The sequence below is a fragment of the Mesorhizobium sp. 1B3 genome, assembly GCF_050958605.1.
GTDB lineage: Bacteria > Pseudomonadota > Alphaproteobacteria > Rhizobiales > Rhizobiaceae.
Genome location: NZ_JBJHDO010000005.1, coordinates 159,656 through 185,908, shown reverse-complemented (window position 1 = coordinate 185,908; position 26,253 = coordinate 159,656). Strand labels below are relative to the sequence as shown.

21 protein-coding genes are annotated in these 26,253 nt (G+C 62.8%); 20 read left to right on the top strand and 1 reads right to left on the bottom strand.

Annotated elements, in window-relative coordinates; translation table 11 throughout:
- The first annotated feature begins 42 nt into the window (after positions 1–42).
- The 6 genes from ACCO56_RS15575 (at position 43) to ACCO56_RS15550 (ending at position 5,674) form a co-directional block, all read left to right on the top strand.
- Positions 43–951 (top strand): LysR family transcriptional regulator, encoded by a 909-nt coding sequence (locus tag ACCO56_RS15575; protein ID WP_433641686.1) that lies wholly within the window; start codon positions 43–45, stop codon positions 949–951.
- Between the two features lie 127 nt (positions 952–1,078).
- Positions 1,079–2,089, top strand: coding sequence for a dimethylarginine dimethylaminohydrolase family protein (locus ACCO56_RS15570; RefSeq protein ID WP_433641685.1), 1,011 nt, complete (start codon positions 1,079–1,081; stop codon positions 2,087–2,089).
- Positions 2,090–2,197: 108 nt separating this feature from the next.
- Positions 2,198–3,055, top strand: a complete 858-nt coding sequence (locus ACCO56_RS15565; RefSeq protein WP_433641684.1) for an ABC transporter substrate-binding protein — start codon at positions 2,198–2,200, stop codon at positions 3,053–3,055.
- Entirely contained in the window at positions 3,055–3,939 is an 885-nt protein-coding gene (locus ACCO56_RS15560; protein ID WP_433641683.1) for an amino acid ABC transporter permease, read from the top strand. The genes ACCO56_RS15565 and ACCO56_RS15560 overlap by 1 nt, the downstream gene beginning before the upstream one ends.
- Positions 3,936–4,715: an amino acid ABC transporter ATP-binding protein gene (locus tag ACCO56_RS15555; RefSeq protein ID WP_433641682.1), complete on the top strand. Its 780-nt coding sequence runs from the start codon at positions 3,936–3,938 to the stop codon at positions 4,713–4,715. Before ACCO56_RS15560 ends, ACCO56_RS15555 begins: the two co-directional genes overlap by 4 nt.
- Before the next feature lie 17 nt (positions 4,716–4,732).
- Positions 4,733–5,674, top strand: coding sequence for an arginase family protein (locus tag ACCO56_RS15550; RefSeq protein ID WP_433641681.1), 942 nt, complete (start codon positions 4,733–4,735; stop codon positions 5,672–5,674).
- Between the two features lie 12 nt (positions 5,675–5,686).
- Here ACCO56_RS15550 and tssH read toward each other — a convergent pair whose 3' ends face one another.
- On the bottom strand, positions 5,687–8,488 hold the full coding sequence (gene tssH / locus ACCO56_RS15545) for a type VI secretion system ATPase TssH (protein ID WP_433641679.1): 2,802 nt from the start codon (positions 8,486–8,488) through the stop codon (positions 5,687–5,689).
- A 357-nt stretch (positions 8,489–8,845) separates the two neighbouring features.
- On the opposite strand from tssH, the gene tssA reads away from it, so the two are divergent.
- The 14 genes from tssA (at position 8,846) to ACCO56_RS15475 (ending at position 26,182) form a co-directional block, all read left to right on the top strand.
- Positions 8,846–10,021 (top strand): type VI secretion system protein TssA, encoded by a 1,176-nt coding sequence (gene tssA, locus ACCO56_RS15540; RefSeq protein WP_433641678.1) that lies wholly within the window; start codon positions 8,846–8,848, stop codon positions 10,019–10,021.
- A 5-nt stretch (positions 10,022–10,026) separates the two neighbouring features.
- The gene (tssB, locus tag ACCO56_RS15535; RefSeq protein ID WP_433641677.1) at positions 10,027–10,566 is read left to right on the top strand and encodes a type VI secretion system contractile sheath small subunit; all 540 of its coding nucleotides are present in this window, start codon (positions 10,027–10,029) and stop codon (positions 10,564–10,566) included.
- Positions 10,567–10,569: 3 nt separating this feature from the next.
- Positions 10,570–12,078: a type VI secretion system contractile sheath large subunit gene (tssC, locus tag ACCO56_RS15530; RefSeq protein ID WP_433641676.1), complete on the top strand. Its 1,509-nt coding sequence runs from the start codon at positions 10,570–10,572 to the stop codon at positions 12,076–12,078.
- Positions 12,079–12,106: 28 nt separating this feature from the next.
- Positions 12,107–12,562 (top strand): type VI secretion system tube protein Hcp, encoded by a 456-nt coding sequence (locus ACCO56_RS15525; protein WP_433641675.1) that lies wholly within the window; start codon positions 12,107–12,109, stop codon positions 12,560–12,562.
- A gap of 21 nt (positions 12,563–12,583) precedes the next feature.
- Positions 12,584–13,303: a type VI secretion system baseplate subunit TssE gene (tssE, locus tag ACCO56_RS15520; protein ID WP_433641674.1), complete on the top strand. Its 720-nt coding sequence runs from the start codon at positions 12,584–12,586 to the stop codon at positions 13,301–13,303.
- Positions 13,303–15,177, top strand: a complete 1,875-nt coding sequence (gene tssF, locus ACCO56_RS15515) for a type VI secretion system baseplate subunit TssF (protein ID WP_433641673.1) — start codon at positions 13,303–13,305, stop codon at positions 15,175–15,177. The genes tssE and tssF overlap by 1 nt, the downstream gene beginning before the upstream one ends.
- A 71-nt stretch (positions 15,178–15,248) precedes the next feature.
- Positions 15,249–16,307 carry a type VI secretion system baseplate subunit TssG gene (tssG, locus tag ACCO56_RS15510; protein ID WP_433641671.1) on the top strand — a complete coding sequence of 353 codons (1,059 nt, stop codon included), beginning with the start codon at positions 15,249–15,251 and terminating at the stop codon, positions 16,305–16,307.
- Positions 16,304–17,800, top strand: coding sequence for a type VI secretion system-associated FHA domain protein TagH (tagH, locus tag ACCO56_RS15505; protein WP_433641670.1), 1,497 nt, complete (start codon positions 16,304–16,306; stop codon positions 17,798–17,800). Before tssG ends, tagH begins: the two co-directional genes overlap by 4 nt.
- A gap of 3 nt (positions 17,801–17,803) precedes the next feature.
- Positions 17,804–18,256: a type VI secretion system lipoprotein TssJ gene (gene tssJ, locus ACCO56_RS15500; RefSeq protein ID WP_433641669.1), complete on the top strand. Its 453-nt coding sequence runs from the start codon at positions 17,804–17,806 to the stop codon at positions 18,254–18,256.
- A 31-nt stretch (positions 18,257–18,287) separates the two neighbouring features.
- Positions 18,288–19,622, top strand: a complete 1,335-nt coding sequence (gene tssK, locus ACCO56_RS15495; RefSeq protein WP_433641668.1) for a type VI secretion system baseplate subunit TssK — start codon at positions 18,288–18,290, stop codon at positions 19,620–19,622.
- Positions 19,623–19,626: 4 nt separating this feature from the next.
- Positions 19,627–20,949: a type IVB secretion system protein IcmH/DotU gene (gene icmH, locus ACCO56_RS15490; protein ID WP_433641667.1), complete on the top strand. Its 1,323-nt coding sequence runs from the start codon at positions 19,627–19,629 to the stop codon at positions 20,947–20,949.
- 6 nt (positions 20,950–20,955) lie between these two features.
- A complete protein-coding gene (tssM, locus tag ACCO56_RS15485; protein ID WP_433641666.1) occupies positions 20,956–24,492 on the top strand; it encodes a type VI secretion system membrane subunit TssM in 3,537 nt (1,178 codons plus the stop codon).
- Positions 24,474–25,013: a type VI secretion system-associated protein TagF gene (tagF, locus tag ACCO56_RS15480; RefSeq protein WP_433641665.1), complete on the top strand. Its 540-nt coding sequence runs from the start codon at positions 24,474–24,476 to the stop codon at positions 25,011–25,013. The genes tssM and tagF overlap by 19 nt, the downstream gene beginning before the upstream one ends.
- A 116-nt stretch (positions 25,014–25,129) precedes the next feature.
- Positions 25,130–26,182 carry a DUF2169 family type VI secretion system accessory protein gene (locus tag ACCO56_RS15475; RefSeq protein ID WP_433641664.1) on the top strand — a complete coding sequence of 351 codons (1,053 nt, stop codon included), beginning with the start codon at positions 25,130–25,132 and terminating at the stop codon, positions 26,180–26,182.
- Positions 26,183–26,253 lie beyond the last annotated feature (71 nt).

The following is a 26,253-nucleotide window of genomic DNA, read 5'->3' as shown; positions in this document are numbered from 1 at the left end:
GGTGGTTAGTTCACTTGCCGTTATGCGCAAGTGAGAGTTCGATTGGCCCGCTTCCTGACTTCCAGCTACGACGTACGTCACCTGCGTACCTTTCTCGCCGTCGTCGAGCATGGCGGCTTGTCTTCCGCCGCCTATCGGCTTGGTGTGAGCCTTTCCAGCGTCAGCCGCGACCTGACTGCGTTCGAGACGCGGCTTGGCCTTGAATTGTGCCGGCGGGGCCGCTCCGGCTTTTCGCTCACGCCGCAGGGCGAGGACGTCTACCAGGCAGCGGTCGGCCTGCGGTCGGCTCTGCAATCGTTCGAGGAAACCGTGGAGAATACGCGTCAGTTCCTTGGCGGAACCCTGATGCTCGGAACAATCGACAGCGTGATCACCAATCCGAATGCGGGAATAGTGGGCGCGCTGGCGAGGATGCATCGCATGTTCCCGGACATGCAGGTCAGTGTCAGCATGCACACGGTCTCGATCATCGACATGTATGTGCGCGACAGCAAGCTGGATGTCGGGATTACCGGCCAGCCTGAAGGGTTGGAGCAACTGGTCTACGAACCGGCGTTTGTAGAGACCCATCAGCTCTACATAGCCCGCCATTCCCCCTATTTCGACCTCGCTCTCGAAATCGACGACAAGCCCCAAGGGCATGGGCAGACGCGCGTGCCTTATATAGCGCGGGATTACCGTACCGACATTTTCAGGCCATTTGAACGCGAATATCCGCTGCAGGTCGTCGCGCGCGGCAGCACACTTGAATCCATTCTGGCTTCGGTGCTTGCCGGCATTGGCTGTTCACTATTGCCATCGCATCTGGTGCAGAGCGCTGGTGACGCCCAGCTTGTCGAAATCAAGACACGACATACGCCCATCGAGGTCCAGTTTCACTTCGCCTATCGGCGCGATGCAGCCAAGCGCCGGGCAATTCGGGCCATGCTCGACTGTTTCCGCCAACGGTAGAGCTTCACGATCATCGGGCCTGCCCTCCACCACTTTCATTTTCTGCAAGTGTGATTGCACTCTTTGAGCTTTTGCCGGGTTCGATTTCGGTGAACGTTCTCGAACCTTGCAATGTACGGAGGAATGCATGGTTGCTTCGACCTCGGCGACGACGATCTCTCCCCCAAATCAGATCTATGTCGAATCCGAATGGGCCTCGCTTAAGGAATGCGTCTATGGATCGCCAGATACATGGGTCTTGCCGGTCTTCCTCAGCGACGTGAAACTGCGTGCGCAGGGCGAGTTCGGCGAGTTCTGGGCCAACAACCAGGGCCGAGACGTTAAGGAAGCATCGCCGGAGCTGTTTGCCGAATTAAACAGCCAGATCAACGGCGCAATCCGTCTGCTGGAAGAACACGGTGTCAAAGTCCATGTGGCCGGCGAGATCAGCGCGAACAACCGCAAATATCCCCGCGGGCAGGACCATGGTGTTTCGACGCCCTGGATGCGCGATCCCTTCGTGACCATCGGCAACAATGTCATCGAACTCGCGCCGCGCAGTTTCTTCCATCGCCGGCAGCGTTTTGCCATCCGAGAAATCCTCGCCGGCACCATGGATCGGGGCGCACGTTACTTCTCCCAACCCGATGGCGGGGCGGACGACTACAATGAAGGCCCCGGCTGGGGATATCTGGAAGGCGGCGATGTCTTCGTGCTCGGCAAGGACATTCTGGTGGGCAATTCGGGCGGCTGCAGCAACCCCGAAGGAGCGCGCTGGCTGCAGCACATGCTGGGGCCGGACTATCGCGTCCAGACGGTCAAAATCGATCCGATGTTCCCGCATCTCGATTGCGTGCTGATGACGCCGCGCGAGGGCGTGGCCGTCGCCTGCATGGAGGCGCTGCCCGAAGGACTGCCGGCCTTCATGAAGGACTGGGACGTCTTTGCAGTTCCGAAGAGCTTGGCCAAGGGCCATATGGGCTGCAACAATCTCGTGCTGGACGACCGCACCGTCGTGGTCCCTTCGGAAGAGGCCCTGACTCCGGTGGCGGAAGCGCTTGCAGCCCGCAAGTTCGAAGTCATTCGCATTCCTTATCGCGTGCCCTGCATGGCCGGCGGTTCCTTCCGCTGCGCCCATCAGCCGCTCGTCCGTGTTTGAGGCACGGGACAGACACTCGTCGACCAGTCGCGTCGGCATCGGCCGGTGCGGCTCAATGAAAGCAAACAGGGGATCGGGTTCATTCAACCCACAACCGAGGAGAATATCATGCGGAAACTTGCGTCTATCCTGCCCGCGATCGCGGTGCTGTCGTGCGTGACCTTTGCGTCCGGAAGCTTTGCCGCGCCGAACGAGAAGCTTCCCGAAGCGATAAAATCGTCGGGCGTCCTGGTGCTCGGCACGACATCCAGCATCGGTCTGCCCTGGACCGGCATCAAGGAAGGCACCAGCGACGTCTATGTAGGCGTCGAACCTGAACTCGCTGCGGAGATCGCGAAGCGGTTGGGCCTCAAGCTGGAAGTAAACAACCTCGGCTTCGACTCGCTCATTCCCAGCCTCGAGGCCAACCGCATCAACATCATCATGTCCGACATGCTGGACACGCCGGTCCGCCAGAAGAAGGTCGATTTCGTCGATCACATCATGGGCGGCTCCGCCATGCTGCAGAAGACCGGCTCTGACAAGAAGATTGCTTCCCTTGACGACGTCTGCGGCCTCAAGGCGTCGGCGCTGCGTGGTTCCATGGAATCGCTATCGATCGCCAAGCAGTCGGAAAAATGCGTCGCCGAAGGCAAGCCTGCCATTGAGGCGCAGCTTTTCCCGGATACCGGCGCGCAGATCACGGCCCTCTCGAGCAATCGTACCGACGTCGCGATGAGCGACCTCATCTATGTCGGCATGCTTGCCCAAAAACAGCCCAAACAGTTCACAATGGTTGGCGATCCGTTCAACTTCGGCCCATGCGGCATCGCGGTGCCGAAGGGTTCGCCGCTCGGCCCCCTGATCGCTGAAACCCTGGATGCGATGATCGCCGACGGGACCTATGCCGAGATCATGAAGCGGAACGGCTTCGTTCAGCAGTCGTACGTAACCAAGGCTGTCATCAACGGCGGCGTGGACAGATAGTGGCCGGGGCCAAGAAACAGTCAGGGCTGCCGTCCGTTCTCACGGACGAGCAGCTCGCATCGGCGCAGTTGCTGCGGCGCAGGCAACCGGGGACATGGGTCGCCGCCGTGGCCGTCGTACTGGTGCTTGCAAATGCGCTCTATTCGATCCTCACCAATCCGGGCTTCGGGTGGCCCGTCGTCGCCGAGTATTTCTTCGCCCCACAGGTCATTGCAGGTCTCCTCACGACGCTGATGCTCACGGCAATTTCCATGACGCTGGCGCTGTTGCTCGGCATTATCGTCGCAGTTGCCGCTGCCAGCCGCAATCCGGTGCTGTCATCGGTCGCCAAGAGCTACATCTGGATCTTCCGTGCCATTCCGCTGCTGGTCCAGATCATTTTCTGGTACAATCTGGCGGCGCTCTATCCGAAGCTGGGCTTCGGCATCCCTTTCCTGCCGCCAGTCGTCGAAGTCGATACCAACAGCGTGATAACTGCCATCAGCGCGGCAATCATCGCAATGTCCTTGAACGAAGGCGCCTACATGGCCGAAATCGTCCGCTCGGGCCTCAACTCGGTGGATTCGGGGCAACGCGAAGCTGCGCGCGCCCTCGGCATGTCGTCATGGGACTCGTTCCGGCGCATCGTGATGCCGCAGGCCATGCGCGTGATCATCCCGCCAACCGGCAACGAGACGCTGTCCATGCTGAAATATACCTCGCTGGTGAGCGTCATCGCCCTGCCCGACCTGCTTTACTCAACGCAGCTCATCTCGTCGCGAAACTTCGAAGTCATTCCGATGCTTCTCGTCGCCAGCCTGTGGTATCTCATCGTCAGCACGATCCTGATGATCATCCAATCCGGCATCGAGCGGCACTTCGCCAAGTCCGTGGTGCGGACATGAGCGGCTCGGTGGTAAATCCAATCCGCGCGCGCGGCATCCGAAAATCGTTCGGTCCACTGGAGGTCCTGAAGGGCGTCGATCTCGACCTGGCGAAGGGCGAAGTGCTGTGCATTCTCGGTCCCTCTGGCTCCGGAAAGAGCACCTTGCTGCGCTGCATCAACCATCTGGAACGGCCGGATCGCGGCATGATCGAGCTGAACGGCGTGCCGGTAGGCTACCGCCTGTCAGGGACAACGTTCCGCGAGCTGCCCGAGCGCGAAGTGCAGAAGCAGCGTGCCGCCATGGGCATGGTGTTCCAGCGCTTCAACCTGTTCCCGCATCTGACAGCGCGCGAGAACATTATGGAAGCGCCACGGCGGGTCCTGGGCCTGTCTACCGCCGAGGCATCGCAGCGCGCAGAGCGCCTGATGAAGCAGGTCGGCCTTGCCGAGAAGATCGACACCTATCCCGGAGCGCTTTCCGGCGGGCAGCAACAGCGCGTTGCGATTGCGAGGGCACTCGCAATGGAGCCCGCGGTCATGCTCTTCGACGAGCCCACATCGGCGCTCGACCCCGAACTGGTCGGAGAAGTTCTCGATGTGATGCGTTCCCTGGCCGACTCGCACGCCATGTCGATGATCGTCGTGACCCATGAAATCGGTTTCGCCCGCAGCGTCGCCGACCGGGTCATGTTCATGGACGGCGGCATCGTCGTGGAACAAGGGAAGCCGCAGGACGTGCTGGTAAACCCCGCGCACGAACGTACCCGTGCCTTCCTGCGCCGAATCCTTGAGTAATCTTCAGGAGTAATGCGATGCTCTCCCCTTCATTTCCGACTTTCCTCGGTGCTGAAAACTGCATTGATCCCACTGGCGTCAAAACACCCTATGCCTTCATCGGCATACCCTACGGTCCTGCATACGAAGCCTGGGAACTGTCGGCCGCTGCCGATGCCGCCGACAGAGTCCGCGCCGCGGCAATGGCACATGCCTATACCCGCTTCCTCACGCACTGGAATTTCGACATAGGCGAGCCACAGTTCGAGGACGGCAAGCCGAACCTGACCGACCTTGGCAATATTACCGGCAGTGTGCGGGAGCCAGAGCGCATGGTGGAGGATGCGGCAGCCGTGCTTGGCCCGCTCATCAGGGCCGGCGTGGTTCCTGTTGTGATGGGGGGCATGGACTCGGTGCCGCCCATGCTCGTCGCGCCCTTTGAAGGATACGAGGATATCAATCTCCTCCAGATCGACGCGCATATAGACTTTCGTGATGAGGTAAACGGCCGGCGTGACGGCTTCTCCAGCCCGATGCGGCGTATCCGCGACTATTCCTGCGTCCACGATCTTGTTCAGGTCGGCGCGCGCTCCATCGGCAGCGCGCGACGGCAGGAGGTCGAGGCCGCGCTCAAGGCCGGCAACAGGATCGTAACAGCCTTGGACGTGCATGAGAATGGAGCGAAGCGGGTCGCGGAATCACTCGACCTTTCCCGGCGATGGGTCGTCGCTCTGGATTGCGACGGCATGGATCCGACGGTTGCGCCTGGTGTCGGTGCGAGAGAGCCGGGCGGGCTGACTTTCATCCAGACGTCGATCCTCGTGAACCACCTCGCCCGGAACAATCGGTTGGCCGGCATCGTCTTCACCGAGTTCCAACCGGCCAAGGACGTGAGCGGCACCACCGCGCAAACCATTGCCCGCCTGATCCTCGGTATTCTCGGGTTGCAGCGCCAGCCGACGCGCATCAAGCCGAAATAAACAGCCCCCACCCTACTCGAATGTATAGGTGAACCCGTCCTTCGAAGCATCGACGGTCACTTTCGTCATCGGCGCGCCGTCCAGCGTGTGGTTGAGCACGCCGCGCGAAAGCTCTGGCAGAAGTGTGTTGGTTAGAATGGCGTCGATCATGCGCCCGCCGGATTCGATTTCAGTACAGCGCGCCTTGACCAGGTCCATGACACCGTCGCCGATCACAAGTTCGGCGTCGTTGCTGGTCTTCAGCCGCCGAGCGATCTTGGCGAAGTGATGGCGGGTGATCATGTCGATCATGTCGTCAGAGAGTGGATAATAGGGGATCGTGACGACACGCCCGAGAAAGGCGGCGGGAAAGACCTTCAGCAGCGGCGCGCGCAGCGCCGCATCGAGATCGTCGATGTCGGTGCGCAGCTTGCCGCCTTTTGTCCGCTCCATGATAACTTCGGAGCCGACATTGGAGGTGAGCATGATCAGCGTGTTCTTGAAGTCGATACGCCGCCCTTCGCTGTCGTCCATCATGCCCTTGTCGAAGACCTGAAAGAAGATCTCGTGCACGTCCGGGTGCGCCTTCTCGACTTCGTCGAGCAGGATCACAGAATAGGGTCTGCGCCGTACCGCTTCGGTGAGGATGCCGCCTTTGCCATAGCCGACATAACCGGGCGGCGCGCCTTTCAGCGTCGAGACTGTGTGTGCCTCCTGGAATTCCGACATATTGATCGCAATGAGGTTCTGCTCGCCGCCGTAGAGCGTTTCGGCAAGCGCCAGAGCCGTCTCGGTCTTGCCGACGCCGGAAGGACCGCACAGAAGGAACACGCCAACCGGTTTTTCCGGTGCGGCGAGGCCGGCGCGGCTGGTCTGCACACGCTTGGCGATCATCTCCATGGCGTGGTCCTGGCCAACAACGCGTTCGGCGAGCGTGGCCGCGAGCTTGAGCGCCTTTTCCGTCTGGCTGGAGAGCATCCGTCCTGTCGGGATGCCGGTCCAATCCTGCACCACCGCGGCCACTGCATTGCGATCGACCGAAGGCAGGATGAGCGGTGACTCGCCCTGAGCTTCAGCCAGCTCGAGCATGAGTTCCCTCAGCCGGGCAAGATTTGCCGCTGCGTGAGGCGACTTGGACTTGGCAGGCATTTCAGCATCCGCCGCCTCGTTGTCGTTAACCGCCGCTTCGCCTGTTGGCTCGGGCGGGTCGGCTTCTTTGATGGCTTCGGCACCGGAGCCCGTAGTCGCTGCTCCCCCGTCTTCGGCCGCTGCGTCGAGCGGCATGCCCTCGCCACGCAGCTGTGCTCGCAGGTCGAGGATTTCCCGAACCAGCGTCTTTTCCTTCTCCCAGCGTGCTTTAGCGGCAGCCAGTTGGGCTTCGGCCTCGACCAACCCCGCCTCGATCCGCTCCTGGCGGCCGGGCACATCGATGCCGATCGCTGCCTCGCGGCCGATGATGCCCTTCTCGACCTCCAGCGCCTGGCGACGGCGCAAAATGTCCTCGACCTCGGCTGGCGTCGCGTGCTGCGAGATGGCGACGCGGGCACAGGCAGTGTCGAGCAGGCTCACCGCTTTGTCGGGCAGTTGCCTGGCCGGGATGTAACGATGCGACAGGCTGACTGCAGCCTCGATCGCCTCGTCGAGAACCTGGACCTGGTGGTGCTTTTCCAATGTGCCGGCCACGCCACGCAGCATCAGCACGGCGGCCGCCTCGCCCGGCTCCTCAACCTTCACCACTTGGAAGCGGCGGGTAAGTGCCGGATCCTTCTCGATGTGCTGCTTGTATTCGGCCCAGGTAGTGGCGGCGATGGTGCGCAGTTCGCCGCGTGCCAGTGCCGGCTTCAAAAGATTGGCGGCGTCACCCGTTCCCGCGGCGCCTCCAGCGCCAATCAGCGTGTGCGCCTCGTCGATGAACAGGATGACCGGAACCTCGGAAGACTGCACCTCGTCGATTACCGCCTTCAGCCGCTTCTCGAACTCGCCCTTGACGCTGGCGCCTGCCTGCATCAACCCGACATCGAGCATGCACACGGAGACGTTCTGTAACATTGGCGGCACGTCGCCCTGAGCGATGCGCAGCGCGAACCCTTCGACCACGGCGGTTTTGCCAACGCCGGCCTCGCCGGTAAGGATCGGGTTGTTCTGCCGACGCCGCATCAATATGTCGACAATCTGTCGGATTTCCGGGTCGCGCCCGACGACGGGATCTATCTTGCCGTCCCGGCCGCGCTGTGTGAGGTCGGTCGCATATTTCGCCAGCGCAGAATCCCCGCCCGGTGCGCGCCGGAGGGTCTCCGTGGCTGGGGCGGATTCTACTGCGTCGCCCTCGATCGAACCGTTCACGACATCAGCGAAGCGGGTGATGACGGCGTCGGCGTCGATTTTTTCGAACTCGGCGCTGATCTTCGACAGTAGGCCTTCGAGTGCCGGCGTTTTCAGGCACGCAAGCAGGATATGGGCGCTGCGCACCACCTGGGTGCCGAATTCGAGTTCGGCCAGGCTCCACGCCTCCTGGATGGCGTGAAAGATGTGGTCGGAGAACTCCTCGATCGAGGTTGCACCGTATGGCAGCTTGTCCACCGCTCGCGTCAGATCCGCGGCAAGGCGGCTCATGTCACTTCCGGCATCGGCCAAGATGAACTGAACGTCGGAGCGTTCGGACAGCACCAGTTGCTCAACGAAATGGGCGAGTTCGACATACGGGTTGCCTCTCAGCTTGGCCGCATCCGCCGCCGCTTTGAAGCCGCGCTGGCATGTAAGGTTAAGCTTGCCGACCAGTTCCTTGCGTTTGAAGCTTTGCGACGACTTGCGCCGCTGCGCACCGGCTTGCTCCATCGGGCTGCTCCATGGTCGAACCGATCTATTATCAGCCTGCCACACAAATGCGAATTTTACAAAGCGCACTACGCCCGAACGGCCAAATCGCAAGCGACATGACAATCCAGTCGGAACAGCAGGCACCCCCCACGTGGAAGTTCATTGCACAATTGCGCTTAAGCAGGCGTGTCGGACTTGCTTCAAATTTTTCGGCCAAGCGGTACAAATTTAGTAGGCAGTGACTCTCGAAATGTGGACACCATCACAGAAAGAGTTATCTTAATTTGATTTTTACGGCGTTGCGCCTCTGTGAAGATGGAAGTGATGTGGTAGGTCGAACCGTATGCGGCTTTAAGGCATGTCCTGGGGATTTGCGTGATTGATCTCGCACTCTGGCTGGAACCGCTGGACGGGGCAAATCCGTCTGGAGAGGATTTGCGCAACGATCCGCGCTTTCACGAGCTCGAACGCATGGCCGAGCCGCAAGTCAAGGTCGTCCATGACGAGCGCAACAAACCGACATCGCAGGTAAGCATCCCCGGAGACTGGGCCGGCGTTCTGTTGAAAGCCGAGGAACTGCGCCAGCACGGCCGAGATCTACGGCTTCTGGTCCTCGTCACGCGCGCACTTGCCAACGAACAGGGGTTCGCCGGACTCACTCAAGGGCTGACGCTGATCGAGCGCAGTTTAGACGTTTACTGGGACACGATGTACCCGGCACTGCGCGCCAACACCGCGCCCAGCGAAGCGGCCTTGCGCAGGATCAACGCGCTGCGCGATCTCCAAAACGGTCAAGACGGCCTGCTGGCGGACCTGAGGCAAAGGATGTTCTTTTCGCCGCGCGGGATCGGTCCGATCCTTGGCCGCGACCTTGAACAGGGCGCGCTCGACGAGCGCGTCATGCTGCAGGAAGCTGCATCCGGATTGAATGCAGCCGAAAAGGCAGCTCTCGCCAGCGACCACGAGCAACTCGTTGCGCGCGTGCGAAGCGGCTGCAGGGCCCTGGCCGACCAGGCCGATGCCGAGATGACGGCTCTGATCGAGGAGGCGCGCGCTGCAATCGCGGCGCTGAATTCGATCGAGACCGCACTCGCAGCCCGCGTCGAAGGCGGCAGCGCCAACGTCCCCGACCTGAAACGCTTCCTGGAACGGGTTCTGACCACACTCGAACGCGGCTCGGCCGCACAACCGGAAGCGACCGACACAGCCAGGCCTGCTGAAGCGTCGGCCGCCAAGGCGCCGCCGGCGCCTGCCCGTAACGGTCATGACACCGCTGCCCTCGGGAACGAGCATATGGCGCCGACAAACGTACTGCCCGACCGGATTTCCTCGCGCGACGATGTCGTGAAGTGCCTCGACCTCGTCGTCGCCTTCTATGACCGCACGGAACCGTCGAGTCCGATCCCGCATCTGGCCCGTCGGGTGCGCCGCATGGTGCACATGGATTTCGTCGAGCTGATGGAGGAGATGGCGCCGTCGGGGCTCAAGGAGTTCCGACTTCTCGCCGGCGTCCCCGATACCAAGAAGACAGTCCAGAAGGATGAAAGGTAGCAAGCATGCCAGCCGAGAGTAAAGCAAAGGTCATCGAGCGAAATCGCGCGCCGCGCGTGCAGATCGCCTATGACGTGGAAACCTACGGCAGCCCGACGACAATCGAGCTTCCTTTCGTCATGGGCGTGATGGCTGACCTTTCGGGCGTTTCGCAGACCAAAGAAGCGCAGAAGTCTGTGCTGGACCGCACCTTCGTCGAGACCGATGCCAACAGGTTTCCCAAGTTCATGGAAGCGCTTGGGCCTAGGGTGAAGGCGCGGGTGAGAAACACACTGCCGCAGGTCGAGGGCGCCGAGCGCGACGACGAACTGGCGATCGACCTGACCTTCTCCAGGATGGGCGATTTCGCGCCGGACAAGATCGCCGAGCAGGTTCCGCAACTTGCCGAGCTCCTGAAGATGCGTCGCCAACTCGAGGAACTGCTCGGCTTTATGGACGGGCGCATCGATGCGGAGAAGCGGATCGCGCAACTGCTGAACAACGAGCCGCTCCTTGGCCAAATTGCTAGTCAGGCATTGACTGAGGGCGAGAAGGACGGGGAATAAACCATGGCCGAGCAGCAAAAGATCGCTGAAAAAACTGCCTCCGAGGCTGAGGCTATCGACCTCGGGGAGTTCGGCGCGCTTCTGGAGAAGGACTTCAAGGTCAAGAAGGACGATAGCGAGAAGCTGCAGCAATTGGTGCGCAACCTGGCGCTCGCGGCTCAGAGCCGTTCCGAGACGACCACGATCTCCTCCAATGCCATCAAGTCGATCAAGTCACTCATCGCCGGCATCGACAAGATGCTGACGACGCAGGTCAACGAAATCTTGCATGCGCCCGAAGTGCGAGAGATGGAAGGCACCTGGCGGGGACTCTGGTACCTCGTCAACAACACCGAGACGGATCAGAAGCTCAAGATCCGAGTGATGAACATCTCGAAGGAGCAGCTTGCCGATACGCTCGAGGACTATGAAGGCCAGATGTGGGACCAGAGCCCCATCTTCAAAAAGATCTACACGGACGAATATTCGATGTTCGGCGGCGAGCCGTTCGGCTGCCTGATCGGCGCATACGAGTTCTCGAATCATCCGCGCGACGTTGGGCTGCTGCGCAACATCTCCGGCATCTGCGCCTCTGCCCACACGCCCTTCATCGCAGCCGCCTCGCCTCGCCTGTTCCGCATGGATAGCTGGCAGGAATTGCCGAACCCTCAGGACTTGCAACAGATCGTCTCGAACCCCGCCTACGCCTCGTGGCAATCGCTGCGCGAGAGCGAGGACGCGCGCTATATCGGCCTCACCATGCCGCGCGTTCTGGCGAGACTTCCCTACGGCGCCGATACTGTACCGGTGAAAGGTTTCGCCTTCGAGGAGGAGGTGCAGGGCGACCATCACAAATATGTCTGGATGAACGCTGCCTTTCCGATGGGCGTCAACATCAATCGCAGTCATAAGCTTTTCGGCTGGGGAACGCAGATCCGCGGCGTCGAGAACGGCGGCACGGTGATCAACCTGCCGGTGCACTCTTTCCCGACCGACGACGGCGCGATCGCCATGAAATGCCCGACCGAGGTCGCTATCGACGACCGGCGCGAGGCCGAACTGGCGAAGCTCGGTCTGATGCCTATCCTGCACCGCAAGAACACCGACCTTGCCGCCTTCATCGGCGCGCATTCGCTGCAGGACGACGAGACGCGAGCCGGCCGGCTGGTCGATCCGGACGCTCAGGCGAACGAGCGGCTTTCCGCGAACCTGCCTTATCTGTTCCCGGTCTCACGCTTCGCCCATTACCTGAAGGCGATTGCGCGAGACAAGGTCGGCTCATTCAAAGAACGCGCCGACATGCAAATTTGGCTGACGGAATGGATCAACCGCTACGTGCTGGCGAACCCAGCTTTCGCCGACGACAAGGCGCGCGCCAAGCGGCCGCTCGCTGCGGCGGAAGTTCAAGTCGACAGCGTCGAGGGGCGGCCGGGTTACTATAACGCCCGCTTCTATCTGCGTCCGCACTACCAATTGGAAGGAATCAACGCCTCGCTCCGGCTCGTGTCGGAACTGCCGTCAGTCAAATCCTGAAATCATTTGAGCGCGATGGAGAGAAGATATGAAACTTGATGGCTTTCTGAAGGTCCCAGATATTACCGGCCCGAGTGTTCGCGACGGGCATGAGGACGAGATCGAAATTCACGGGATCGAGTTCGAAATGGTCGCCCCGCACGATCCGAATTCACTGTCGCGCAGGGGACGCGTGGCTCTCGGTGTCATCACCTTCTTCAAGCATTACGACAAGGCATCGCCGTACCTGAAGCAGGCGCTCTTCCAGAACAAGAAGCTGGACGAGGTGGTATTCTCGGCTCGACGTACCATCGAAGAGGCGACGAGCGACTATTTGGTCATCACGCTCACCGACGCGTCGGTCGTCCACTACAGCATGAAGCCGGACCAGGACGAGGGCGAAAATGACCTGATCGAGGAACGAATAGGTTTCGCCTACAAGACCATCAAGTTCGTCTATGACGACAAGGACGAGGTGGAGATGGATGTCCACGTTGGAGTGTGACGTCCAAGACGGCCTTCAGACATGAACAAGACCAGCAGCATCCCGCGGGCGAAACGCGAGGCTGTCCAGCCTGCGCTTTGGGATCGCCTCGTGAATGATCTGCCGGGTCTGGCCGCGGAGATCGACGGTCTACGCAAGGCCCTCCAAGACGAGTTGGGCGCCGAACGCGTGGAGGACCTCCTCACCGGCAGCCCAAGAGCGATCGACGCCGATCCGGCGCTGGCGCCCGAGCAGAAGCGAAGGCTGCACCGGCTGGTCTTCCAGAACCGGCATCGCGGCGAACTCGAAAACCGCGGTGTCGTGGTTTCGGGCGCCGTTCTGCGCGAGGCGGTACGGCGCGACATCGAGGCGCTGTTCAACACTGAACGCTTCGAATCCGCGCCGCTGCTTTCAGAACCGGAGTTGGAGCACGCCACAGACAGCCTGCTTTCGCTCGACGACTTCCCCGAGGTGCGCCGAAGCGTGGTCAACTACGGGGTGCCGTCCTTCTCCGGCCGCTCGTCGCGTGATTTCGACCGCGAAGCGCTGGCGCGCGAAATCAAGATCGTGCTCGCCACTTTCGAACCGCGGTTGAAGGCAAGCACGACGAAGGTCAACGTAACGCTAGGTGACAAGAGTCCGGGGCTGACGATCGAAATTGAGGCCATGCTGATCATGACGCCAACGCCCGAGCGGCTACGGCTGCGCACCACGATCAATCTCGACAACGGCATGGCGCGAACCGACTTCAGGGAAGCCTGATGGACCGGGTTTTTCTGGAATATTACGAGGAGGAACTGACCCACATCCGCGCGCTGGCGGCGGAGTTCGCGGACATGCACCCGGCCATCGCGCGCAACCTTTCGCTCGACACGGCCCCGTGCCCCGATCCTTATGTCGAGCGGCTGCTCGACGGCGTCGCCTTCCTTGCGGCTCGCACGCGGCTCAAGGTGGACGCAGAGCGTTCGCGCTTCGCGCGTAGCATCCTCGACGTGCTGTATCCCGATCTCGTCTCGCCGACGCCGGCAGCCGCCATGACGGTTCTCAAGCCCGGCAAGCAAGTACAGATGATGGTCTCCGGCCACGTCATTCAGCGCGGCACGAGACTGGTTTCCAGCTTGCAGCCCGACCTGTCGACGCGCTGTACCTTCACCACGGCGCAGGATGTGACGCTGTGGCCGATCGAGATCGTCTCGGTCGCCTACTATCAGGACCGCAGTGCGCTTTCCGCCGCCGGTATAGGCGCGACCGGCAGCGCAGGCGGAGAGGCGGCGCTGCGCATCGTCATCGGCCGGACAGGCAAGGGCGAGCTCAGCGAATTGGCCCTCGACCGGCTCGACCTATATTTTTCGAGACGCATCAAGGCACCCCTCATCTTCGATGCGATCTTCGGCGCCTGCACGACGCTCGCCGCGCGCGCCGAGGGCAAGACCAACGCGCTGACGCCCTTGCCGGCACCGGAGATGGTCGGCATTAGCGACACGGAAGCGCTGCTGCCTCGCACCCGCGCGACGTTCGAAGGCTACCGGTTGCTGCGCGAATATTTCGTCATGCCTCACCGCTTCCACTATGCGCGCGTCCAGGGACTGCTGCCTGTCGTGCGCAAATGCGAAACCGGCCTGGAGATCATCTTCCTGTTCAAACGGCCCGTGCCGGAACTCTCCGATGTAACACCGGCGGATTTCGAGCTGTTCGCGACTCCGATCATCAACCTGTTCGAGCGCGAGTGCAACGTCATCGAAATCGACCCACGCAAGACACGGCAGGTGCTGCACGCGGACCGCACGCGGCCGAGGGATTTCGAGATTTACCGCGTTCTGCGTGTCGAGGATGCCGATACGGAGGGACCAGACGCCGAAATCCCGGCGTTGTTCAGTCTAGGGCAGAACCGCGGCAGCGGCTGGGTTTATTCCGTGGAGCGCCGTCCTCGCCGCGCGACCGAGGACGAGCGCCGCCTAGGTCTCACCCGCACTTCCTATAGTGGCGACGATGTCTTCCTCGCCATTTCACGACCGATCACAAGCCACGGCGCGCGGCCAATCCAGCGGCTCGATGTGGTGGCACTGTGCACCAACCGCGACCTGCCGATTCTCGACGACATGCCTACGCTGACCCTGGAAAGCGGCGACCCGGTCGAACAGGTGCGGCTGCTCTCGGCGCTTCTTCCCCCACAGCCGGCCATCCCGGCATCGCTTCCGGCGGGCGCCCAGGACGAGTCCAGGGCGGACGAGCTCGCCTGGCGGTTCGTGTCGCAGCTCTCGCTCAATTTCCTCAGCCTCGCCAACGAAGGCCGGGGCGCTGACCCACTGCATGCGGTGCTTGACCTCTACGCCGAGCGTGGCGATCCAGGCTTGGCGCGCCACGTGCGCTCCATCGTGCGCGTGAATTCGCGCTCGGTGATCGAAAGGCTGCCAATCGAGGGACCGATGTGCTTCGGCAGAGGGACGGAGGTGACGCTCAATGTCGACCAGTCGGTTCTGTCGGGGGAAAGTGTGCTATTGCTTTCGGCGCTGCTGGCGCGGTTGTTCGCACGGTACGCCGGAATAAACGGCTTCGTGCGCACCCGCACGCGGCTGCTGCAGCGACAGGAGGATGTGTTATGGCCGATGACGCCAGGCAATCGCTACCTGATCTGAACACGCCAGCGCCTGAAGACCAAAGGTCTGATCTGAGCATTCCAGCCGGACCGCTTCGCGGTGCGCCTGATATGGACGGGCGCGATTCCAACAAGCCTGGTTCGAGCAAGACCGCGCTCTCCGAAACATTCGACTTCTTTGAATTGTTACGGCAGCTCGAAAGGCAGAAGGGCGACCTGTTCGGTCATTCCGGACCGCTGGAACGGGAGCCGGCGCGGCTCGGACAGCATGTGCGGCTGGGCTTTGCTACGCAGGACCTGGCCCATTACCGCGAGGCCGACGAAAAGCTGCCTGCACGGGTAACCATCGCCAATCTGGGGCTATTGGGTCCGGAAGGGCCGATGCCGCTGCATCTGACGCGCTGGGTGCTCGACCGGCTGTCACAGCGCTGGTTTGCGGGTGCTGAAGCACGGGAGACCAGTGACACGACCTTCGTGGACTTCATCAATGTGCTTCAGCATCGCATGATCGGGCTGTTCTACCGAGCCTGGGCGGATGCGCATCCCGGCGTTCAGGTCGAGCGTTCGGTCGGCGGTCGCGTGCGTGCCATGCTGGAATCGATGGCAGGCATCGGCCTTCCCGGAACGCACGATGCCGACCATCCGGAACTCCACGGCGTCAAGCTTTCTCAGGCGGCCGCACTTGCCTCGCAGGTCGACGGGCCGGAGCGGCTGACGCTGTTCCTGGCGGAGGCGTTCAAGGTGCCGGTCCGGCTCAAGGAATTTGTCGCCGCGTGGATAGCGGTGCCCGCGCCATTACAAACTCGGCTCGGAATGGCCTATGCGACGCTGGGCAGCAGCGCGACCATCGGGCCACGCAGCTTTAGCCGCCAAAGCCGGGTGGAGATCGAGATCGGTCCGGTCGGCCTCGACGAATACAAGTCGTTCCTGCCGGGCTCGGCTCAGCTTGATGTATTGAAGCGTGCCATCCGTGACCTGATCGGAGAGTTGATCGACGTGGATCTGCGCGTCGTCCTCGCTCGCGACGAGGTCCCGCCGGCCGCCATCGGAACCGCACAACTCGCCAGAACGGCGTGGCTTGCACCCCCCGAGGAAAGGGGCGATGCTAGGGACATGCGCCTCAGGACAATCGTAGGATGGCGCCCGGAAACAGCGGGAGTTGGAGCATGAGCTTGCTCCTCACGCTCGAACAGGGGCCGCGCAGCCAGGTGGTCCGCCAGACGCGTCTGGACAAGGGTGAATTGGTGATCGGTCGCAGTCCGCAAGCAGACTGGCAGATCGACGATCCGGACATGTTCGTGTCCCGTGCCCACTGTCGGGTCACCGCGGAACAGGACGGTTATTTCGTCACCGACATGTCGAGCAGCGGACTATTCATCGATGATTCCGGCAGTCCGCTTGGAACCGGAAATTCGATCAGGCTCAAGAGCGGCATGCGGCTGAGGCTCGGCGATTACGTGCTTTCGGTCGAGCTCAGCCCGACAAGCACGGCGCGGCTGGAGCCGGCGCCACGGGTGGACGAAACGCCGCCAGCGCCGCAGGCACCCTTGCAATCTTCATCACATCCCGGCTCGCGCCCGCCCCTTAGTCTCGACAACGACGACTTCTTCCTGGCCCGGAACGAGGAGCAGCCCCGCCCGCCGCGGCCGGCCGATCTGCCGGATCCGTTCGAGCAGCCGAGGTCCGGCGCGTTCCAGGCCTTCGAGAACAGCGGCGGCCCGCGCGATTCGCAGGCCTTCGATGATCCATTCAGCCTCGACCCGGTGGCGACGCCCTCCCAAGAGGAAGATGCCGTCGACAGCCGGCAAGAGCGCTCCGGCGGGGATCCGTTCGGCTTCGACGACGATGCCGCATCCCAGACCAGTCCCGCAGCAGGGCAGCAGCCGCAGCTCTTCGACGACGGCTTCGGCCTGAATTCGGCCGCTACGCCTGGCCGGCACGGCGACGCAGCTAGAGTAAGCAAGGAGGGCAAAGCAGCTGAAGCGCCCTCCTCCGCGCCGTGGGATCTACCGGCGGCAGAGCAGCAGTCTTCGCAACCCAAGTCGCAGGCCCAAAACCTGAACGCGCCGAGGCAGCCGGCTGCCGGGCCTGCCGACGCAGGGCTTCGCGACGCCTTCCTCCGTGGTCTCGGCATGGACGAGGCCGACCTGCCCGGCCGCGATCCGGTTGCCGAGATGGAGAAGTTTGGTCGCGAATACCGCATGATGATGGAAGGCCTGATGCAGCTCCTGCGCAAGCGTGCCGAGGAAAAAGGCAACGCCCGTATCGAGCAGACCGTCGTGGGCGCTTCCGAAGTCAACCCGCTGAAGTTCCTACCGACGGTGGAGGACGCGCTGGTGACGATCTTCGCCGAGCGCAGTGCCGGCTTCCTTGCCGGCGAGCCAGCGATCGCCGACGCCATCCGCGACCTGGCGCAGCATCACGTGCGCGCATGGCGCGGCGTTCAGGGCGCGCTCAGGCGGATGATCGACCGCTTCGATCCGGCTGCACTCGAGGAGGAACTGAAATCGAGCTCGGCCATCGAGACGCTGCTTTCAGGCGGTCGCGGCGCCAAGCTTTGGGAACTTTACCAAAAGCGCCATCGTGAGATCGCCGCCAGCGCCGAGGAGCGCTTCCTGGGGGAGATTGGCGCCGACTTCCGCGACGCCTACGAGGAGGAGTAACATATGATGCATCGCCGTGACTTCGTCATCGCTCTTGGCGCGACGGGTTTGGTTGCCGCCTGCCAGAGCGGGCCACCCAAGCCGTCAACGGTGACGATCAATCTGGCCGGGCAGCGGGGCATGAACCCCGGCCCCGCGGGCGGCGACAGGCCGGTTACGGTTCTGGTCATGCGGCTTCGCAGTACCGGCAAGTTCAATTCGGCGGACTATTTCGCGCTGCAGGGCGATGCCGGTGCGGCGCTCGGCGCCGATCTCATCGGTTCCGACCAGATCGCGGTTGGACCCGGCAAGACGACATCGAAGACGATCACGGTGGAGCCGGAGGCGACAGCGCTCGGCTTCGTGGCGCTGATCAGGGAACCCGGTGGGCGAAACTGGCGCACGACCAAATCGGTGTCGCCGGGATCGCAATTGACCGTCAATGTGAGGCTCGGCAGCAGCGGCATTTCCGCCTAGCCGCCGTACCAGGAATGCGGAGAGTGGCGGCATGAGCGACGCCAACAAGGTGCTATGGTCCGAAGGGCTGTTCCTGAGGACCCAGCATTTCCAGCAGCAGGATCGTTTCTTCGAGGCGACGGTGCGCGGAGCGTTGCAGGCGGGGCAATTGCATACGTTCGGGTTCCGCTCGTTGACGCTCGATCCGGCGCAACTGGAAGCAGGGCAGATCTCTATCCTGTCGGCACGCGGCATCTTTCCCGACGGCACGCCATTCGCTATCCCGGACATGATGGATGCGCCGCAGCCTCTAGCGGTGACGGCAGACACCGGCGGCGGCGCCGTGCTGATCGCGCTGCCGCTCGAGCCGCCCGGCGGCGTCGGCTTCGATCCCGCCCATGCGGCTTCCAGCGGCGCCCGCTATCGCGGCCGCATCGTTTCGGTGCGCGACGCAGTGCAGGGCGGCGCCGACCCGGAGGAGATCGAGATCGCGCGCCCGCAGGCACTACTGCTCCCGCCCGGAAAGTCGGTCGGCGGCTACACCGGACTGCCCGTTACTGAGATCAAGGGCGTGCGGGCCGACGGCAGCGTCATTCTCGAAGAGACGTTCCTGCCGCCAACCCTGGTTACGGGGGCGGTGCATTGGTACACGCAGCTTCTCCAGGAAGTGATCACCGGTCTCGACCAGATCGCAGAAGCGCACGGCAAGATGGTGCTGGGCGGACCGGGCCGCAGCGTCGAGGACCTGCTGATACTTCAACTCGCCAATGCCGCGCGGCCAAGATTGGCGCATTTGCTGGCGCAGGAGATCTTTCATCCAGCCGAAGTCTATCTGGAATTGGCCGGGCTGGCCGGCACGATGGCGACCTACGGATCGAGCGCTCGGCGGCTGGCCGAACTGCCGGCCTACGACCATATGGCGCCTGGCCCGGCTTATTTTGCGCTTGCCGACACCTTGCGCTCGCTCATTCTCAGCCTGCGCTACGTCGAACCGAAATCGCGCGCACTGCCAGTGATGCGCCATTCCACCAATGTGTGGAAGGTGCGCGTCGACAACCCGAAGCTCTTGATACAGAGCCGCATCGTGATCAGGGTGGGTTCGGAACTATCGGAAGACGCGCTACGCAAGATCTTCGTTAACCAGGCGACAGTCGGCGCGGCCGATGAGTTCGAAGGGCTATGGAAGTCGCGCCTGCCGGGCATCCCGCTGAAGCCGCTGCATTCGCAGCCGCGCGAGATCCCTTACGATGGCGACCGGCTGTGCCTGGAACTCGACCAGAAAAGCGAACACTGGGCGTCGCTGCTCGACGCTCCAGGTTTCGTCATCGGCGTTTCCGGCGTGCTGCCGAGCGAGCCTCAGGTCGACTGCTTTTCGGTGAGCAGGTGAAGCGATGAGCCGCGACGATCCGTTTGGGCTGTCAGAGGATCGTGAGCGGACGCGCATCCGCCTGGTCGGCGGTCCGATGCCGCGCCAGATGCCGCTGCCATCTGGCGCGGCGGTGAAGCGCGCGCGTGCGCATCCGAACACGCTGGTCAACGCATTTTCGCCCTTGCTGGAATTTGCGCCCGAACTGGAGAACGCGCTGCCGCCGGAGAATCCCGAGGCCTTGCGCACAAGGCTGTTGGACGAACTCGTGCGTGCACGCGATGCCGCCGTCACCGCCGGCACCTCGCTGGACAGGGCAGACAAGGCGGCCTGGGTGGTCGCCGCGCTTCTTGACGATTTGGCTCTCAACACGCCCTGGGGCGGCGCCAGCGCTTGGCCGCGCCAGCCGCTCGTCGTCATGCTGCGCGGAGATGTGGACGCCGGTTCGCAATTCTTCGCCCGGTTGGAGGAATTGGAACGTCACCCTAACCGCGACCGCGAATTGCTGGAATTGCAATATCATTGCATGGCGCTCGGCTTTCGCGGCAAGTACCGCGTGCCCGGCCGGGCGGGCGACCGCTCGCTGAACGCCGTTCGCGTCGCCGCGGCGCGCTTTCTGCGCGACGCCGACGCGGAAGGAGCACCGCTTTCGCCCAACTGGAAAGGCGTGGCCGCCTCCGACGAACCAGCGCGTTTCACAGTGCCGATTTGGGTGATGGCGGCCATCGCAGTGATGCTCGCCACGGCCACCTATGTCGGGCTTTCCATGAGCCTGAGCAGTCAGGCCGTGGAACTCACGGCGCTGGTGCGCGCCTTGCCACCGCCGCAACGTGCGGAAATCGCCCGCCCCACACCCGCGGTCCCGGTCGAGACGCCGCCGGTAAAGGTGGATTTCGCGCTGCTGCCGGAATTCCAGAAAGCCGCGCCGGAAAACCTGCGGGCGGCGCTCAAGGGCACCGAGAGCATTTCGCTGGCCAAGCTCGTCGTCCAGGCTTCTGATCCGGAGGTGTTCCAGTCGGGTAGCGCGGACTTGACGGAAGGCCTCGAGCCGCTGGTGAGATCGATCGCCAAGGTAATCCTCGACAACCAGGATCTGATCGGAAACATCACTGTCGTCGGACACACCGACTCTATCCCTCTACAACGCACCAATCCGCTTTCGACCAACCAGCGGCTTTCGGAAGCGCGCGCGGCGACCATCGCCGACATGCTGGTCCAGGACGGGGTGCCGCGCGAGAGCGTCCGTTCCGAAGGGCGCGCGGCCACCGACCCGATGGCGGACAACGGCACGCGCGAGGGCCGGGCCTTGAACCGACGCGTCGAGGTGCTGGTCGAGAAGAGGTTGTAGGGCGTCATGTTCATTCTGCGCTTCCTCTGGGCGGTCCTGACGTCTCGCTGGCTGTGGACGCTGATCGGGCTTGCGCTGCTGTCGCTGATCATCTGGGTATTCGGCCCGATCGTCAGGGTTGGTGAAAGAGCCCCGTTTGCATCGGAGACGGTGCGCATCGTGCTCATCGCGCTGCTCGTCATCCTGTGCCTGATCTGGCTGATCGTTGCACAGCGGCGCGCCATCCACGCCAACCGCATGTTCGTCGCCGAGATCGCGCCACCGCCGGTCGAGAAGCAACTCAGTCCCGGCGAGGAAAGGGTCGCCGCGGTCGGCGTCAAATTCCAGGAAGTGATGGCGGAATTGAAGCGTCGCAAGCTCGGCGGACGCAAGTTCCTGCGTGAGATGCCCTGGTACGTTATCGTCGGGCCGCCGGCCACCGGCAAGACTACGGCGCTGCGCCAGTCGGGCCTCAATTTCCCCATCGACCTCACCGACGACCTGCAAGGCGTCGGCGGCACGCGCAACTGCGACTGGTTCTTCTGCGAGGACGCGGTGCTGATCGACACGGCAGGCCGCTATGTGCAGCAGGAAAGCCAACCCGATGTCGACGCCGCCGAGTGGCTGGGCTTCCTCGACCTACTCAAGAAGCACCGTGGCCGTCGAGCGCTGAACGGCGTCATCGTCGCGCTTTCGATCGATGCGCTTTCGGAAGGCGAAGAGGCGGTGAAAGCGCATGGGCGCAAGATCCGCAGGCGGCTGGCCGAACTCAACGAGCGACTGCAGATTCGCCTGCCGGTCTACCTGATGCTGACCAAAGCCGACCTGATCAAGGGGTTCGAGCCCTTCTTCGACGGGCTTTCGACAGCGCAGCGCGAGCAGGTGTGGGGCACCACCTTCGCGCTTGACCAGCGCGTCGATGCCGAGACGGTCGCGCGCGAGATCGATACGCTGGCCGGCGAACTCGAAAAGCGGCTGGTGCCGCGCCTCGAAGACGAGGAGAAACTTCAGGCGCGCGCCGAAATCTTCCGCTTTCCGGCCCAGCTCGACAGCCTTACCGAACCGATCCAGGTGCTGGTGGAGGCGATTTTCGGCGAAAGCCGCTACGAGGAAAGCGCTTGGCTGCGCGGCATCTATCTGACGTCAGCGACGCAGGAAGGAGCGCCGATCGACCGGCTGACGGCGGCACTGTCTTCCTCCTTCGGTCTGCCGGCGCGCCGCGCCATGCCGGCACAGCGCGTGGTCAAGCGCAGCTTCTTCCTGAAGAACCTGCTGACCGAGGTGATCTTCAAGGAGGCCGGCCTTGGTACTTTCGATCCGCTGGCGCTACGCCGCCGCACCTGGATATGGCGCGGCGCGGCTGCCGCTTGCGGGGCGGCGGTACTGATTGCCGGGACACTGTTCACGCTGTCTTATCTGGACAACCGCAATGCCATCCAGGCGCAGGCGAGCCAGTTCGAAGCGCTACAGGCGCCACTGGGTTCGATCGCTGCGACGGCGGCACGCGTGGACCCGCCGGACATCGACACGGCGCTTGCCGTGATGGATCAGGTCGCCGCCGCGCGGACGGCACCGCCGGACAGCGCGCGCGACTTCTTCGGCCCTTCGGCCTCGGCCGAACTCATAAGGGCGCAGATCGACACCTACGACCACGCGCTGCGCAACGTGCTGGAGCCGCGCATGGTGGCGCTTCTGGAAGCGACGATGTGGCGGCAGATCCGCGATCCGGATTTCATGCTCGGCGCATTGAAAACCTATCGCATGATGACCGGCCTGTCGCAGATGGACTCCAGTTTCGCGCAGGATTGGTGGGTGAATCGCCTGCCCCAATTTGCAGCCGCGCCGCCTTTCCCGACACCGGACGCCGAGCAGCATCAGCTTGCCGCCATCCGTCGCATGGCGGTCGACGACAGCTATGCCACACCGGATCAGGCACTGGTCGCCGAAGCGCTGAAGACGGTGTGCACAGTGTCGCTGCCGGTGCGTGCCTACAAGCAACTGCTTGCCGACCCGGAAGTAGCAGCGCTCAAGGAATGGATACCCGCCAATTTTGCCGGTCCCAACGGCTCCAAAGTGCTGGCGCGGCGCTCCGACAAGACCTTGCGGGTGGGCGTTGCCGGCGCCTTCACTTATGACGGTTTCCACAACGTCGTCGTCAGCCGGCTGGAAGACGTCGCCGCGCAGGCTGCGCTGGACCGGGCGGTGTTCGCAGGCGGCTGTTCGGAGAATGCCGAGACCTCGGTGCAGGCGCTGTCGCAGGACATCCTCAAGCTTTATTACGAAGACTTCATAGCCCAGTGGGATAGTCTGCTGCGCGACATCCGCCTGGCACCTCTCACCGATCTCAACGTCGCAAGCGAGAACCTCAAGGATCTTTCCAACGCCGATTCGGCAGTGAAGCGGCTGGTCGTCGCCGTTGTTCGTGAGACGGAACTGACCCGCTCCGACGACGCGCCCGCAGAAGACAAGGCGCAATCCAAAGGCGCTTCGAAGCTGCTCGGCAAGCTCGGAAAGCTGGGCAGGCTCGCCAAGACCGGCGCGAGGTTGCTGCCGCGCGCCGGCTCCGCCGACGAGGTGGACATGACAGGCTCGATCGTGGCCGAGCATTTCAAGCCGCTGAAGGGTGCCGTCGCTGAGGTCGATGGCCAACCGCCGGCGCTGGATGCCGCGGGGGTGGCACTCACGGCTCTCTCCAACGTGCTGCAGACGGTGACCGCCAGCCCCGACCCGCAGGATGCGATCAAGAAGCAGGGCGGGCTGGCTGAACTGACCGGGGCGGTCGCTCGGCAGGCACAGATCCTACCCGACCCGATCGATGACTGGTTGGGCGGCATCGCCGGCGACACAAGCGGTCTCACAGAGAAGGCGGTGGCCTCGGAACTCAACGCCATATGGCGTGCCGACATCCTGCCTTTCTGCCAAGCCGCGCTGACCAACCGCTACCCGTTCGATCCCAACAGTGCGGTTGACGTCAACGTGCGCGATTTCGCCCGCCTGTTCGGCCCGGGTGGGCTGATAGACAACTTCATCAACGACCAGTTGATCAGCTATGTGGACACCACGAGCCAGCCATGGAAGTGGCGCGCCGATTTCGGCCTCGATCCCTCGGCGCTCGCCGCCTTCGAGCAGGCGAGACATATCCGCGACGATCTTTTCGCAGGTGGCAGCGGACCGGTGATGAACTTCACGCTCGAGCCGAAGGATTTGTCGCCAAACGTTTCGCGGATGACGCTGAATCTCGATGGCCAGACGCTGGTCTACTACAACAACGCCACGCGTCCGATGCCAATGGTCTGGCCGGGCAAGGACGGCACCGGCGTCATCACGCTGTCGTTCCAGCCGATCGACGGCTCGCCCGAATTCCAGATGAGCGAGACCGGAAGCTGGGCGTGGCTTAGGATGCTGCGCAAGGGGCGCTTCGCCGGTACTTCGCTGAGCGACGTCTACAGGCTGCGCCTGGGCGCGAAGCATTTTTATGCCGATTTCGAACTCAAGGCGGGAAGCGTCGAGAACCCCTACAATCTCGAGATGTTCAAGAGGTTCACGTGTCCCCCGCACATTTGACCACCGGCTTCTTCGGCAAGATCCCGGCAACAGGCGATTTCGTCAGCCGCGGTCTGCCGGGCGAGTTCGTGCGCCAATGGGACCGGTGGCTTGCCGAACATCTCGCTCCGATGGTCGGTTCGCAGCTCTGGCCGTGGCCCCTCGCGTTGCGCTTTCTTGCCGGACCTGCCTGCCTCGGGCCGGTAACGGGCATCATCCTGCAAAGCACCGACAAGGTCGGCAGGCGGTTTCCTCTGAGCATCGTCGCGCCGCTCGCCGAGGCCACTACGGTGATGGCGCGCGCCAATGGCTGGTTCGCCGAGATTGAAGAGGTGGGCCTCAACGCCCAGCGCGGCGAATACACCCCCGACGAACTGCATGCCGCTTTGGCCCGCCTCCCGGCGCCCTCCACAGACGACGGCGCGGAAATTATCGACGGTATGGTGGTATGGACCGTGCAGTCCGACGTCTTCGACATCGACCCGAATGCGCCGCGGAGCGTGCTGGAGCAGCTCTTCGCAGCAAGCTGGGGGACAAACTGATGCAGGAATATTCGACAGGAAGCAATGTCGGGGACTGGCGCGGAGAACGCGTCGGCGAGTTGTCTCCGAGGCGCTGAAGGTTCGCGGCTTTACAGTCCAAAGGATGCGTCGTTCGAATGTGGATACTGTCCAACCAGACCCCGTTTGCCGCCCAGCAAAGCTGGACGCGCGACGAGCGCGGGCATGAGGTCTGGCTGGTGGCCATCAAGGCGTCCTTCGAGATCGATCCAGACGGTAAGCAGGGGCTTCTAAAAGAGCAGACACCTGTAAACCTGGCTCCGGTTTACAGCGCCGACGCGAGCGAGCTTCTCGACGAGACAGATCTTAATATAGAGAAGAAGCACACAGATGTGCTGGTGCAGGGGCATGTCTATGCCCCGGCGGGGCAGCCCAACATTGAGACTACCGCGCGCATCAAGATCGGTGACCTAGACAAAACCGTGAAGGTGACCGGCGACCGTGTGTTCGTTCCCGGACCGGTTTCCGTTCGGACGAGCCGTCCCGAGCCATTCATCAAGTTGCCATTGAGTTGGCGGCGTACCTATGGCGGCACGGACATGGAAGCATCGAAACCGGATTGGGAGCAGCGCAATCCGATCGGCACCGGCTTTGCCGTCGACCCTCAAAGATTGGTTGGCAAGACCGCGCCCAACTTCGAATATCCCGACGCGCCCTATCGCGATCACAGGAGTGGTCGGCCGGCCGGATTCGGTCCGGTGGCGCGACACTGGCAGCCGCGCGCCAGATATGCCGGGACCTATGGTGACGAGTGGAAAAAGTCGCGAGACCCTCTGCTGCCCATCGATTTTGACCGTGCCTACTACCAATGCGCGCCGCAGGACCAGCAGACCAAGGCACCACTGATCGGCTATGAGGACGTGCGCCTCGGCAACTTTACCGCCGGTGGCTTCTTCCAGTTCGTGCTCCCGCGCATCACTTTCGATATCGTAACCGAATTCTACCGCAGGCCGTCGCGCAAGCACGATGAGGTGTCGATGCATACGCTGCGGATCAAACCGGATGAACGCCGGTTCTCGATCACATGGATGTCGACGCTGCCGGTACCCCATGACGAAGAGCGGCTGAAACAGACGACGATCCGCGTTCGCCGGCGCGCGGGAATCTCTCCTGCAGTCAGCCGAACCGGTGTTTGGGCAGGACCAGATTGAATGGCGAGGGACACGATAGTGATTGTCGGAGTCGGTGCCCGCACCCCGCTCGGCTTCGACGCGGCATCCAG

Coding starts and splice junctions, on each gene's coding strand:
- ACCO56_RS15570 (WP_433641685.1), top strand. CDS start 1,079: ATGGTTGCTTCGACCTCGGCGACGACGATCTCTCCCCCAAATCAGATC.
- ACCO56_RS15565 (WP_433641684.1), top strand. CDS start 2,198: ATGCGGAAACTTGCGTCTATCCTGCCCGCGATCGCGGTGCTGTCGTGC.
- ACCO56_RS15555 (WP_433641682.1), top strand. CDS start 3,936: ATGAGCGGCTCGGTGGTAAATCCAATCCGCGCGCGCGGCATCCGAAAA.
- ACCO56_RS15550 (WP_433641681.1), top strand. CDS start 4,733: ATGCTCTCCCCTTCATTTCCGACTTTCCTCGGTGCTGAAAACTGCATT.
- tssH (WP_433641679.1), bottom strand. CDS start 8,488: ATGGAGCAAGCCGGTGCGCAGCGGCGCAAGTCGTCGCAAAGCTTCAAA.
- tssB (WP_433641677.1), top strand. CDS start 10,027: ATGCCAGCCGAGAGTAAAGCAAAGGTCATCGAGCGAAATCGCGCGCCG.
- tssC (WP_433641676.1), top strand. CDS start 10,570: ATGGCCGAGCAGCAAAAGATCGCTGAAAAAACTGCCTCCGAGGCTGAG.
- ACCO56_RS15525 (WP_433641675.1), top strand. CDS start 12,107: ATGAAACTTGATGGCTTTCTGAAGGTCCCAGATATTACCGGCCCGAGT.
- tssE (WP_433641674.1), top strand. CDS start 12,584: ATGAACAAGACCAGCAGCATCCCGCGGGCGAAACGCGAGGCTGTCCAG.
- tssF (WP_433641673.1), top strand. CDS start 13,303: ATGGACCGGGTTTTTCTGGAATATTACGAGGAGGAACTGACCCACATC.
- tssG (WP_433641671.1), top strand. CDS start 15,249: ATGGACGGGCGCGATTCCAACAAGCCTGGTTCGAGCAAGACCGCGCTC.
- tagH (WP_433641670.1), top strand. CDS start 16,304: ATGAGCTTGCTCCTCACGCTCGAACAGGGGCCGCGCAGCCAGGTGGTC.
- tssJ (WP_433641669.1), top strand. CDS start 17,804: ATGATGCATCGCCGTGACTTCGTCATCGCTCTTGGCGCGACGGGTTTG.
- tssK (WP_433641668.1), top strand. CDS start 18,288: ATGAGCGACGCCAACAAGGTGCTATGGTCCGAAGGGCTGTTCCTGAGG.
- icmH (WP_433641667.1), top strand. CDS start 19,627: ATGAGCCGCGACGATCCGTTTGGGCTGTCAGAGGATCGTGAGCGGACG.
- tssM (WP_433641666.1), top strand. CDS start 20,956: ATGTTCATTCTGCGCTTCCTCTGGGCGGTCCTGACGTCTCGCTGGCTG.
- ACCO56_RS15475 (WP_433641664.1), top strand. CDS start 25,130: ATGTGGATACTGTCCAACCAGACCCCGTTTGCCGCCCAGCAAAGCTGG.